At 51.0% G+C, this 11,989-nt stretch carries 11 protein-coding genes; 5 read left to right on the plus strand and 6 right to left on the minus strand.

Translation table 11 applies throughout. The features are described 5' to 3' along the window. Window position 1 precedes the first annotated feature (1 nt). From cas5c to EL294_RS07615, 3 genes are all read right to left on the minus strand, one after another. Window positions 2-754 carry a type I-C CRISPR-associated protein Cas5c gene (gene cas5c / locus EL294_RS07605; RefSeq protein WP_164715272.1) on the minus strand — a complete coding sequence of 251 codons (753 nt, stop codon included), beginning with the start codon at window positions 752-754 and terminating at the stop codon, window positions 2-4. An 8-nt stretch (window positions 755-762) separates the two neighbouring features. Continuing rightward, window positions 763-3,411 carry a CRISPR-associated endonuclease Cas3'' gene (locus tag EL294_RS07610; RefSeq protein WP_126466234.1) on the minus strand — a complete coding sequence of 883 codons (2,649 nt, stop codon included), beginning with the start codon at window positions 3,409-3,411 and terminating at the stop codon, window positions 763-765. Window positions 3,412-3,670: 259 nt separating this feature from the next. After that, complete coding sequence (locus tag EL294_RS07615) at window positions 3,671-4,189, minus strand: macro domain-containing protein (protein ID WP_126466235.1); 519 nt, start codon at window positions 4,187-4,189, stop codon at window positions 3,671-3,673. A 216-nt stretch (window positions 4,190-4,405) separates the two neighbouring features. Between EL294_RS07615 and EL294_RS07620 the strand changes: the two genes are divergently transcribed. The 5 genes from EL294_RS07620 (at window position 4,406) to EL294_RS07640 (ending at window position 8,623) form a co-directional block, all read left to right on the plus strand. Next, window positions 4,406-4,597 (plus strand): hypothetical protein, encoded by a 192-nt coding sequence (locus tag EL294_RS07620; RefSeq protein WP_126466236.1) that lies wholly within the window; start codon window positions 4,406-4,408, stop codon window positions 4,595-4,597. A 184-nt stretch (window positions 4,598-4,781) separates the two neighbouring features. Then, the gene (kdpA, locus tag EL294_RS07625) at window positions 4,782-6,593 is read left to right on the plus strand and encodes a potassium-transporting ATPase subunit KdpA (RefSeq protein WP_126466237.1); all 1,812 of its coding nucleotides are present in this window, start codon (window positions 4,782-4,784) and stop codon (window positions 6,591-6,593) included. A 12-nt stretch (window positions 6,594-6,605) separates the two neighbouring features. Next, window positions 6,606-7,433 (plus strand): P-type ATPase actuator domain-containing protein, encoded by an 828-nt coding sequence (locus EL294_RS07630; protein ID WP_197721091.1) that lies wholly within the window; start codon window positions 6,606-6,608, stop codon window positions 7,431-7,433. 54 nt (window positions 7,434-7,487) lie between these two features. Continuing rightward, the gene (locus EL294_RS07635) at window positions 7,488-7,787 is read left to right on the plus strand and encodes a transposase (RefSeq protein ID WP_126464664.1); all 300 of its coding nucleotides are present in this window, start codon (window positions 7,488-7,490) and stop codon (window positions 7,785-7,787) included. Next, window positions 7,757-8,623, plus strand: coding sequence for an IS3 family transposase (locus EL294_RS07640; RefSeq protein ID WP_232006510.1), 867 nt, complete (start codon window positions 7,757-7,759; stop codon window positions 8,621-8,623). The genes EL294_RS07635 and EL294_RS07640 overlap by 31 nt, the downstream gene beginning before the upstream one ends. Before the next feature lie 558 nt (window positions 8,624-9,181). On the opposite strand, the gene EL294_RS07645 is transcribed toward EL294_RS07640, so the two are convergent. Genes EL294_RS07645 through EL294_RS07655 form a run of 3 tightly spaced genes read right to left on the minus strand, consistent with a single transcriptional unit; the run spans window position 9,182 to window position 11,986 of the window. Beyond that, entirely contained in the window at window positions 9,182-10,315 is a 1,134-nt protein-coding gene (locus EL294_RS07645; RefSeq protein WP_126466238.1) for a toxic anion resistance protein, read from the minus strand. 10 nt (window positions 10,316-10,325) lie between these two features. Next, window positions 10,326-11,381, minus strand: a complete 1,056-nt coding sequence (locus EL294_RS07650; protein ID WP_126466239.1) for a hypothetical protein — start codon at window positions 11,379-11,381, stop codon at window positions 10,326-10,328. Next, window positions 11,378-11,986, minus strand: coding sequence for a 5-bromo-4-chloroindolyl phosphate hydrolysis family protein (locus tag EL294_RS07655; RefSeq protein ID WP_126466240.1), 609 nt, complete (start codon window positions 11,984-11,986; stop codon window positions 11,378-11,380). The genes EL294_RS07650 and EL294_RS07655 overlap by 4 nt, the downstream gene beginning before the upstream one ends. Window positions 11,987-11,989: the final 3 nt, after the last annotated feature.

Raw genomic sequence — 11,989 nt, forward strand, 5'->3', positions numbered from 1 at the left:
CTTACTCCTCCCTATACTCCGGCTGATGGAGGGTCTCATCCGCGGTCTCTATGGAATCACCCGCCAAGTCGGGAATCTGATAATCCGTAACGGCATGATGAATTTCAGTGTCCTCCGGCCGCCTGAAAGAAAGAATACCGTTGATCAATTGGACGCGATCGAAATTGGCAGTAAGGCTTTCGCCCTTTTCTTCCGATTTGGGATAGTTAAAGGAATGAAACGCGGTGCCGAAATCCAGCTGTTGCCCTTCGTAAGGGCTCGCGAGCGCCTCATATTCTTCCCGCCGCAATCGTTCAATATATCCCAGACATTCCCTCGTGCCCAGAAAAATATCTCGGCGACCTCCTCGCTCCAGCGATCGCAAGAGAATTTGTGTGTGTTTAATCTCGTCGCGGTCTTTGTCCAGATCTTTCCGCGCCATGTTCCATTCGAAATGGAATTTCACCCCATACGCCACATCGCTTAAATAGGTGTAGTAGTACCGATCCTGCCCGCCTTTATTTAACGGGACTAAAATTCCCTTTGTCTGGCTGCGTATTGGGTTTAGTACTTTTACTTCATCTATGATGTATTCCAAGGTAGGTTTCCAGTACGCGGCGCTAATGATTCCCCTCAGCGCTTCAAATGTCGGTAACGAATAGGTGTATTTTTCTCCGCCGCCCTTTGTCGCAGGATCCGTAAAAAGCGCATAGTCTCCATAGATCCGGCAAAAGAATGGCTTCGATTGAAATTGTTGTTCTCGCGTGTTTACCATTGTACCTCCTAAAAAATCCATTCTTGCTTTTCTGCATCCAATTGCAGGCCTTCTATGCAGTCGTAAAAGTCCTCTTGCAAAATAAAAACTTCACCGTCAAACAGTTTATAAAAGGCATGGGAATATTCTTCTATCATCGAGCTAGACACCTGCACGGTATAGGGAGTGATATTTCTGAGCATCTTCTTTGCGGCATAGTAGTCTCTATGATCCGAAGCCTCTTGGAGCGCTCGTATAATCTCGTCGTTATCGTAAAGAACGATCACGCCGACGGTATCTTGTTCGTCGATAAGCCGAAATGCTTTGGCTGCAGTACGAAAGTTTTGGTGGAAGCCCGATTCGCTTAAAGCGCTCTGAAATGCGAACTTTTCTTCATCATTCAAACTCTTTTTGATCTCGGTTTTCACATACCCATTCGTCGTCAAGGCTTCGATCAAACTGTTCTCGCCTGTTTTTTTGCCCTGTTCTTGGAAGATGTAGCACATCTGAAAGTCTGCATTGTGATAATATCTGCCATAATACTCTCTTTTCAGCTCTTCCGGATAAAACAGGCCATCCTCCGCCGCATCTAACATGATGTCTAAGAACGCCTCTTGAGCCTCTTTGATCTCGGGAAGCCTCGATAAATCTTCTTCAAAGAGACGATATGCGAAACACTTCCCTTTTACTTTTTTTCCGTCGCGCATTCGCTTGCCTTCGCGATTGCAGCGGCCGGCGGATTGGATAAGAGAATCCAGCCCCGCCGCACCGCGGTAGACCAAATCAAAGTCCAAGTCCACGCCCGCTTCCACGAGCTGCGTGGCGATACAGAGAATGCGATGATGGTCGCCCTCTCGATTCTCTTCCAATTGCTTCTTCACTCTTTGTATGATGTCCAATCTATGACGAGCACAGAGATTGGTCGTCAAATAGACAAGCTCTATGTCGTCATCGCCTTCAAATTCCTCCATCAGCGCCTTGACCGTCGATTTTTTATTGCAGATCAACAGCGCGGAATCCGCTTTCTCCATTTCTTTTCGCACATGTGCCGCCAAATCTCCGGTGCTTATTTTTTTGCGTCCCGTCTTTCCCAAGAGAGAGATGAAATCTACCCGGTCTAAGACGTGGGATTCCGCCGGCATTGTAGCCAAGGATGTACTATCGCCTCTAATCTTTGAATACTGTAGAGGATGGCGTAAACCTTGGTACTCATATACCGGCGCGGTTGCCGTGCAGTGGATGACAGTGGTGTGCATCACTTCCTGCATAAAATTGGTGATCAAATTCATGGGATAGATCACCTTTCTAGGAAGACTCTGTACCTCATCCATAATCAAGACGGCATCGATAAGTTTGGAAAAACGACGGATCTGTGCCGACTTTTCCTTAAAAAGGCTGTTAGTAAGCTGTACCAATGTCGTTAAAATCACAGGACTCTCCCAGGATTCAGTCAAATAGGTACGCATACCCGCTTGCGCTAAATCTCGCTGACTTTCATCTCCTGTTTCCTCTTCTCGAATTACATTGGAGTGGTGCTCCAAAATGTACGACGGTTCCTCTAGGATATTTTCAATTTGCCGTGCATTCTGTTCAAGTACGCTTAAAAATGCTGTCGAATAAAAAATTTTGTTTTTTTTCTTTGCTCGTGCATGATTTACGGCATACCGCAATACCGATATCGTTTTCCCCGATCCGGTGGGAAGCTCTAAAGTAAAAGTTCCCTTTTCTGCCAAATCCGCAGCCTCTTTGCATTGTCGGGAAAGAGAACTGCGCAAGAGATCCACTTCGGACGGATTTTTTCGGTTTTCAAAATCTGCCGCCAACGTTTCTACGCGATTTTGGCAACGAGCCCATAGCTGATCTCTCTCTGACTCAGAAATTCGAGGCTCTTTTTCTTCCCGAAAATAATTTGCAGAATCGTAGATGTCGCCGTCTTTTAAAATAGAAAGAAGTAAGCGGATAGTGGCGCCTTGATAGAATTTCAATTTTTCCTTAAGGTGTACCTTCGCCTCCTTCCCTTTTGTTTGGTGCTTCGAAAGAGCCATTGATTCCAGCTTTTGTGCCAAAACAATCCACTCTTTATACGCTTCGACTATCAGCGCATCCATCGACTTCGGCAAACTCGCTTCTATCGAGGCCATAAATTCCTCAACTTGTTTTCGCTCTAGCTCTAAATCTACTTTACTGCCCGGTGTCGCCGCTTGCTGCAGCCGATACGCCGAATACAGATAGTGGTAGACATTCTCTTCTCCCAATTCCTGCCGCACGGGAATCCCCTCTTCTGGCAAGATATCCATCAATCCATGATGCATTAAAATGGGGAGAGAGATAACTCCCAAAAACTCTTTGAAATGTCGTTTCCTTACTTTCTCATTGGCCGAATCGAGCATTAACAATTGATTCTTTAAGGACCGAGCTTTCTCATAAAGGTAATACGCACCGGCCGAAGAATGGTTAACATGCCGTTTTTCGCCCCGTAAATGGGACTGGAAAGCGCGAAAAACCTTACCTCCGTCATGTGCTAAGCCTAATAGATAGGCTATATCCCCCAATCCAATGGGATCCGCACGTGCATGGCATAGGCTCGCCACTTCAAACAAATGTTCTTTCAGGGGCTGCTCATAAAATTTTCCATCTATTTCTTCAGATGGATAGCGGTGCGCTAGCATTTCTTGCATATTACCTCCTGTTTTATTTTCTATATATAGTACTCCCCCAATTCCTATTATACATAGATTCCTTTATTATGCAATGGATATAGACAACTTTTTTGTTTTTAGCTATGGAACATCTGTGATATACTATCTTCGCCGCCCAGTGGGCGTGGATTGAAATTATATTTAGTATGGCAGCGTATTTATCGCTGCTATTTTTATGCCCTAATTCCGAAATACCTACATATTCCTCTTTCCCTAACGTCGATGGAGCGCTCTCGTTTCACTTCCCCACCTCCGCAAGTGCCTTCTCATATACCGCCTTGGTCTTCTCATCGAACAGCACCCAAATTATTTCCATCTCGTGCCCTTCCGCCAAAAAATCTCGTGCCGTCTCGACGGCGATAGCCGCGGCTTCTTCGACGGGATAACCGAAAATACCGGTGGAGATCGACGGAAAGGCGATGCTTTTCACCCCGTTTTGGGCGGCGAGTTCGAGGCTATTCCGGTAAGACGCGCGCAAAAGCTTCGCTTCATTCGCATCGCCTCCGCGCCAAACGGGACCCGGCGTGTGGATGATATATTTGGCGGGCAGGCGAAAGCCGTCGGTGATAACGGCCTCTCCCGTGTCGCAATGGCCGATGGCATCGCAGGCGGCGGCGAGTTCTTTTGCCCCCGCGGCCGCAAAGATGGCGCCGCAGACGCCGCCCCCGCGCTTCAATCCCTCGTTGGCGGCATTGACGATGGCGTCGACTTCTATTTTTGTGATGTCTCCCAAGCGCATTTCGATTTTGGATTGCATATGCGTTCCTTTCCCGGCATTTGACCGATTCTTTAACAGTTTTTCTATCTAAAGCAAATATATCGCATTTTCCGATAAAAGCAAGATCTCGTATCGAATTCTCTTCCCGTAAGGAATTTTCCCTTACGGGATCTTTATTTTTCCCATTTTTTCCTTGCACGCTTTTTATGTCTGCGGCGGTATGATGCCTACACGAAAGGAAAAGAGGTGACTGTTATGCGTTTCGGCTCTTATTTCATGGCCCTGCATCGCATACTGCAAATGCGTGCGGGACGGTTTGTGCACCGCCACCCGTTCTTGGGCTTTATCTCGTTATTTTTGGGCGTTCCTCTGTGTCTGATGGGCGGACTGTTTGCAGGCACCGCGGCGGTGATTTTGCCCATCGCCCTCTTGCTGGGATGGTCTTAATACATCTTTATGCGGTCTTTATACGAACTGCTTTTGCCTTATACCGCCTTTAGAAGCCGGGCGATATAGTATCGAATCACAGGAGGAAATATGTTTTGAAAATTTTGATCGGGTGCATCGCTCTGTGTGCAGTCGCTATGTTGCTTTGGTATGTGTATATTTTGATGAAAGGAGAGGACGAGGCGTGAATTCGATTCTTCAGTACATCCTTTATACGGCGATTCTGATCGCCCTGGCCGTGCCATTGGGCGGCTATATAAAACGCGTTATGGAAGGAGAGAGAACCTTTCTTTCTCCGCTTCTTTCCCCTTTAGAACGGGGGATTTACCGCTTGACGGGTCTGTCCTTCGAAGAAGAGATGACCCGCAAACAGTATGCGGCGAGCGTTGTCGCCTTTTCCGCGGCGGGCTTTCTCTTTCTCTATTTGCTACAGCGCCTACAAGGGGTACTTCCCGGAAACCCCCGCGGGCTCGGAGCGGTACCGTGGGATCTCGCATTGAACACGACCGCCAGTTTCGTCACCAATACGAATTGGCAGGCCTATGCGGGCGAAGCGACGCTGAGCTATTTGTCCCAGGCGCTGGGGCTTACGGTACAAAACTTCGTCTCTGCGGCCACGGGGATCGCGGTGTTGTTTGCGCTGATTCGCGGTTTTAACCGGGTACACGCCGATACGCTGGGGAACTTTTGGACGGATATGACCCGCATTATGGTGCATATCCTCCTCCCCGTAAATCTCGTAATCGCCGTCATGCTTCTGGCGGGAGGCGTGGTACAAAATCTGAACCCTCCGGTTTCTGTGCCGCTGCTCGAACCCATCGCCGTTCGCGAAAACGGCGAGATCATCGAAAATGCGAAGATCGACCTGAAAACCGAAACGGTGACGCAAAACCGCAATATCGTTGAAAATGCAAACATCGTAACGAAACAGTTCGTCCCCGGTGGCCCCGCCGCGGGACAAATCGCCATTAAACAGTCGGGAACCAACGGCGGCGGTTTTATGGGCACCAATTCCGCCCATCCGCTGGAAAATCCCAATGCCTTTACGAATATGACAGAGATGCTCTCGATTTTGTGGATCCCCGTCGCGCTCTGTTTTACCTTCGGGGCCGCCGTTAAGGACAAAAAACAGGGAATCGCAATATTTATGGCGATGTTTCTTTTTCTCGTCGTCTCCATCGGCGCAATCGGCATCAGCGAGCAAGCCGCTACGCCGCAGCTCGCACAAAACGGCGCGGTAGATCTTACGAGCGCGCAGCAGGCCGGCGGCAATATGGAAGGCAAGGAAGCGCGCTTCGGCATCGCTTCTTCCGCCACCTGGGCGGCCTTTACCACCGCCGCTTCCAGCGGTTCGGTCAACTCCATGCACGACAGCTACACCCCCATCGGCGGCATGGTCCCCATGATTCTCATGCAGCTCGGGGAAGTGGTCTTCGGCGGCGTGGGTTGCGGTTTATACGGTATGTTGGGATTTGCGATTCTCACTGTATTTATCGCGGGGCTCATGGTGGGACGTACGCCGGAATTTTTGGGAAAGAAGATCGAACCCTATGAAATGAAGTGGGCGGTGCTCGCCTGCCTCGCCACGCCGATCGCCATTTTGCTGGCCGGCGGGATCGCAGCCGGTGTGCCCGCTGTGATGAACAGTATTCAGGACGACGGCGCCCACGGATTTTCCGAACTCCTATACGCCTATACCTCCGCCGGCGGCAACAACGGTTCGGCCTTTGCGGGCTTTGACGCAAATACGGTCTTTGTCAATGTTTCCATTGCCTTGTCGATGTTGTTTGCGCGTTTTTTGCCCATACTCTCTATCCTCGCCATTGCCGGCAGCCTCGCGCGGAAGAAAAAGATTCCCGCTTCGGCCGGTACGCTGTCTACCTCCAATGCCATGTTCGTATTTTTGCTGATCGTGATCGTACTCTTGATCGGCGCGCTCAGCTTTTTCCCCGCGTTGGCCCTCGGTCCATTGGCCGAGTACTTCAGCGCAATGTAAGGAGATGTAAATATGTCTCAAAATAATACCCGTTCCCTAAAAGATACCGCGCTCGTAAGCCGCGCTATCGGGGATTCGTTCAAAAAGCTGGATCCCCGCCTGCAGGCGGAAAATCCCGTTATGTTTCTGGTCTTCGTATCGGCCGTGTTGACGACGCTTTTATGGATCGCCTCTCTATTCGGCATTCAAGATGCGCCGAGCGGCTACACCTTTGCCATTGCCGTGATCTTGTGGTTTACGGTTCTCTTTGCGAATTTCGCGGAGGCCATTGCCGAAGGCCGGGGAAAGGCGCAGGCGGATGCTTTGCGCTCGTCGAGAAAGGATGTCGAGGCGCGCACGATTCCCTCTCTCGCACAGAGGGATCGGGTCACCGTCGTTCCCTCCGCCACATTAAAGAAGGGCCAGTTCATGCTGGTCACGGCGGGCGAACAGATTCCCGCCGACGGCGAAGTCGTCGTGGGAGCGGCGACTGTGGACGAAAGTGCCATTACCGGCGAGTCGGCCCCGGTGATCCGAGAAGCGGGGGGCGACCGCAGTGCCGTCACCGGCGATACCACGGTGCTTTCCGATGAAATCGTCATTCGCGTCACCAGCGAAGCGGGGGAAAGCTTTCTCGATAAAATGATCTCCATGGTCGAAGGGGCGGCGCGCAAAAAGACCCCCAACGAAATCGCCTTGGAGATCTTTCTGATCGCGCTTTCCATCATCTTTATTTTGGTGACCCTCTCCCTCTACACCTTTTCTTCCTTTTCCGCCGCAGCAAGCGGCATCGAAAACCCCACTTCCGTCACCACCCTGGTGGCCCTATTGGTCTGCCTTGCGCCCACCACCATCGGGTAGCTGGTATAATGATTTTAGACACGGCCTTAGTTACCTCAGCAAAGGAGGAGACATATGTCGAAAGGAAGCAGAAGAGTTTTCACAAAAGAATTCAAACTCGATATCGTGGAAAAGAAGCTGTCAAATATCTACTCCACGAAAGAAATCTGTGAGATTTATGATCTGAACCGACAGACTGTATGGCGTTGGGTAAAGGAATTTAAGAAAAACGGTCCGCTTGCTTTTGATTCCAAAGCAGTTGTTCCCGGAAATGAGCTCAAAGCATTGAAAAAAGAAATCGAAGAACTCAAAATGGAGAACGAAATCTTAAAAAAAGCCGAAGCATACTTTGCGCGCCGACAACAGACAAAATAAACTTTGCCATTGTCCATTTATGCCAATATCCGTTGCGTAAAGTATGCGAAATCATAAAAATCCCCCGATCTTCTTACTATTATCGTTTGAAACATCCCCTGAAGCCCCTATGTTCCAAAGAAGAGATGCGTCCGGTGATAGAGGCATTTCATCGGCATCACGGGTCTTTTGGTCGTAGACATTTAAAAAAGATCTTGGAAAAGGAAGATTGCCACTATTCGGAATGGAAAATTTCCCGTATTCTGAAAATGAATGGCTTGCAAGCAAAATACGGCAGGAAGAAAATCCACAATGTCCACACAAGTCCCCATACAAAGCGCTATATTCAGGAAAATCTGTACGCCAAACTTTCTTCGCAGGAAAAGAAGCAAGAAATTTGGTCCACCGATTTTACGGAAATAAAAGTGGAAAACAAAACGTATTACGTTTGTGGCATTCTTTCGATACAATCGAAAGTCTTGGTGGGATATGCGAAATCCTCGAAGAACAATACAGCGGTGGCACTGGAAGCATTAAACGATGCCCTCGAACGCTATGAAAAACCGTATATGATCCTTACGGATCGAGGAAGTCCGTTTGTTAGCAAGAACTTTCATCGGACATTAGAAGAAAATGGAATCCTCCATTCCATGTCCCGGCCGCATCGGCCCGCTGATAACATCTTTATTGAGACCTTTTGGCAGACGATGAAAGTGGAGATGGGAAAGATATCCGCCTTCACCAAAAACCAAGTGGATATGATGTTCGATTATTACTTTTATTACTACAATCATCTGCGTCCCCACTCCTCGATTGGATACAAGACGCCGATGGAAGAATGGAATGAACGTCACTAAAAGTTGGAAAAGTTTGTCCAAAACATTGTACCAATTAAGAGCGTAGCGAAGTCGAAGGATCTCCGTATCCTATTGCGGGTCGACAGTTTGCACGGTACCTATTGCGGAACTTTATGCCGATAACAAAATAAGGCACACCGCGCGTTCCGACTTCGACCTCGTTGCACACCCATTCTCGCGAAAGAGATTCTTCGACTCGGAATAAATTCCTCGCTCAGAATGACAAGGGTGGGGAGGACCGTGCGCTCCGACAGACGCTATTGCGAATTTTTTCTTGTCATCCTGAGCGGAGCGAAGCGGAGTCGAAGGATCTCGAGTACGCTATTGCGGGTCGACAGTTTGCACGGTACCTATTGCGGAACTTTATGCCGATAACAAAATAAGGCACACCGCGCGTTCCGACTTCGACCTCGTTGCACACCCATTCTCGCGAAAGAGATTCTTCGACTCGGAACGAAGTTCCTCACTCAGAATGACAGGGGGGATTGTGCAGACCGTCAAGGAATACAAAAACCCCACAGGAAATCCTGCGGGGCGCGGTATTTGCTTCAATACGGCCTATTGTTCGCCGGTCTCTAAGGCGCGGATCAGCGCGCTCTTTAGGTCGCCTTGGATCTGCACCATCTTTTCTTCTGCGGCGCGGCGGGTTTCTTTCGCCTTTTTATTGATAGCGATAGAGCCTTCGATCGTCTCGATGAGGTCGCGATTGGCGGCCTCCAAGGTCTCGATGTCGACGATGGAACGCTGCGCCTCTTCCTGCACGCCCAGGGTGGTCTGCTTCAAGTTCTCCGCATTGCGACGAATGAGTTCGTTGGTCGTCTCGCTCACATCGCGCTGCAGTTTTAGTGCCTGTTCCTGTTCGGCCAGGCCCAAAGCCATCACGGTTTGAGACTTCCACAGCGGGATGGTGTTGTGAATGGCGTCGCTGATCTTGGTGGCGAGGAGCTGGTCGTTGTTTTGGATCAGCTTGATCTGCGGCGCGGTCTGAAGCGCCAGGGTCTGAGAGATCTTGAGGTCGTGCACCTTTTTCTCGAAGCGATCCACATTGGCGGCGAGGTCTTTGACGACCTGTGCCGCCATGGCGTGGTCGCTCGCTTTGGCCTGCGCCTCCAAAGAAGGCAGCACCTCTTCGCGCATCTCGCGCACTTTTTCTTCCCCGGCGACGATATAGACTTCGAGATCGTGGAAATAGTCCAAATTTTCCTGATATAGACGGTCGAAGACCTCGATATTTTGAAGCAACGTCTTCTCCTGCATCTGAAGCCGCGCCGCAATGGCGTCGATCTGTTGGGAAAGATCGTCGTACGACGCGAGGTAGCGCTGAATTTCGCCCTTTACGCCGCCGAAGATCTTTTCGAAGAAATTGGGCTTGTCGGGTTCGTTTACGTTTTTGACCCGCACCAGAAGATCGGTCATCAACGCGCCCACTTCGCCGGCGTCGCGGCTGCGGACCTGACTCAGAATGGAATCCGAGAACTGGGCGATGCTCTTTTGGGTGCCGACGCCGTAGAGGTTGGTGGCGGCGGAATCCCTGAGGTCGATGTCTTTCATGACCTTTTGCACTTCCTCCTCGCGCACGGCGGGAAGGCTTTCAAATTGTGCATTGACCGCTTCGGCGACGGCGGCTTCTTCTACGGGTGGGGCGGCCTGGGGGGCGTCTTTTAATAGATATTCGAGCGAGTATTCGTTCATATGCTTCTCCTTATTGTATCCCTTTCATCAAAATATCCATGGCCTTTTTGTCGGGCATGGGCATTACGCGGTCGATCTGCGTGGCAATACCGGGCACGTCAAACTGCTTTTTGTCGGCGCTGCCCGCCGCCATAGTCCGAAAACCGTGGCGCTTCCAGGCGATGTCTTGTACTTCTTCGGTTTTTAGCGCATCGAGACCCCGCTTTCCCTCTTCGGTGAGCGCAATATATACATGGCTCGACCAAACGGTGGGCGAAGGATAGAGGATGATAATATCGTCTTTGATCCGCTCGTAAATGTCGGGATCGGTGCGAGAAAACTCCAAAATCTGGTTCTCATACCCCGCGATCATGGGGTAGGCCCCCATCCCCTGCTTCATAAACTGGCTGAACATATCGGAGGAGGAGCTCTGCATATAGCCGATCTCGTTGTAGATCTTTCGCACCGGCTCCACGACCGACTGCGCCGCCTCGCCCCGCAGCGGCCCGCCGTATAGGCTCGACGCCAAAAGCCCCAAAAACATATTGCCCGAATTCGACTGGTTGGGGTCGGTGGTATCGACGAATACATTGCCGTAAAGCGTCGGCATGCCCAGATCCGCCCAGGAGGTCCCCGCGGCGATCTTTTCGGCGAGGGCCTTCATATCCACATAATAAACCCCGTCCGATTCGGAGGCGAGATTTTGCGCCATCAGCGCGTCCACCACCGCCCGGCGCGAGTACAGAACGATGGGCGTATTGAACACGATGTCCTGGTCCTCGTAGCTTCCGCCCCGCTCCTTATAAATCTCGAGCGCCAGCTGACTCGACGGAAAGAGATAATCCCGATCGCCGGAATCGCCCTGCACCATCGCGAGCGAGCCCGCCTTGCGATAGTCCATCCGCAGGCCGTGCTCCTTCTCCAAAAGCTCGCGAAAGGCTTCGTCTTCGAACAGGCCGATCTTCTCGCCGCCCAAGAGGCCGCTGAGCGTCGCGCGAGCGGGCTTCGTGCCGATAAACGCGGAATACCCCACCGCCACCAGCACCACCAGGGCGAGAAGCCCCAGGCCGATCCATCTCTTTTTCATAAATCTCCCCCCAGCTTTACGGTTTTATCCAATAAATCCGACTCGACCTCGAGTTCCACAATGGCATCGCGATAATAGCCGTCCAATTGGCGGCCGAAAATCGTCTGTAAGTGGTCCAGCGAAGCCAAGGTATCGGTGCGGAGCGTCGCCATCTTTTCGGCCGAAACGCCGGCGCCTTCGAGCTTGGCATAATTTCCCAAAATGCGGTTTGCCGAGCCCAAATAGTACTCCAAAAAGTGCTCCGACGGCGAGATCGCCTTGGGGTTCTTCTCGAGATACCGAAGGATCGCGGTCGCCGATTCCAAAAGGTGTTCTGCCTTGGGCACAAGCGCCGCATCCTCCGTCGCCTTCGTCGCCGTATCGAGCGCCTTCACATCCTCCACCGCCCTGGCATAGATCGACTCCAACCGCGCCGCTTGGTCGAACCCCTCTAGGGAGGTCTTCCCGATCTTAGGCGCAGACGTCATCGACAACCGCACGCCGGCATAGGTCAGCCCCGCCAGCAAAAGCGCTACGACAAGATGCCATTTCAGGAGCAAATAGGTGATGAGAAAGAGCACCGCCCCGGCCGCCCCCGCCGCCAGATCGGATCGCTTGGTGTCCATAGT

Source organism: Aedoeadaptatus ivorii, assembly GCF_900638585.1.
Lineage (GTDB): Bacteria > Bacillota > Clostridia > Tissierellales > Peptoniphilaceae > Aedoeadaptatus > Aedoeadaptatus ivorii.

Bases quoted from the DNA above. Each gene is read 5' to 3' on its own strand.
- cas5c (WP_164715272.1), bottom strand. From the start codon at position 754: ATGGTAAACACGCGAGAACAACAATTTCAATCGAAGCCATTCTTTTGC.
- EL294_RS07610 (WP_126466234.1), bottom strand. From the start codon at position 3,411: ATGCAAGAAATGCTAGCGCACCGCTATCCATCTGAAGAAATAGATGGA.
- EL294_RS07615 (WP_126466235.1), bottom strand. From the start codon at position 4,189: ATGCAATCCAAAATCGAAATGCGCTTGGGAGACATCACAAAAATAGAA.
- EL294_RS07620 (WP_126466236.1), top strand. From the start codon at position 4,406: ATGCGTTTCGGCTCTTATTTCATGGCCCTGCATCGCATACTGCAAATG.
- EL294_RS07630 (WP_197721091.1), top strand. From the start codon at position 6,606: ATGTCTCAAAATAATACCCGTTCCCTAAAAGATACCGCGCTCGTAAGC.
- EL294_RS07635 (WP_126464664.1), top strand. From the start codon at position 7,488: ATGTCGAAAGGAAGCAGAAGAGTTTTCACAAAAGAATTCAAACTCGAT.
- EL294_RS07645 (WP_126466238.1), bottom strand. From the start codon at position 10,315: ATGAACGAATACTCGCTCGAATATCTATTAAAAGACGCCCCCCAGGCC.
- EL294_RS07650 (WP_126466239.1), bottom strand. From the start codon at position 11,381: ATGAAAAAGAGATGGATCGGCCTGGGGCTTCTCGCCCTGGTGGTGCTG.
- EL294_RS07655 (WP_126466240.1), bottom strand. From the start codon at position 11,986: ATGGACACCAAGCGATCCGATCTGGCGGCGGGGGCGGCCGGGGCGGTG.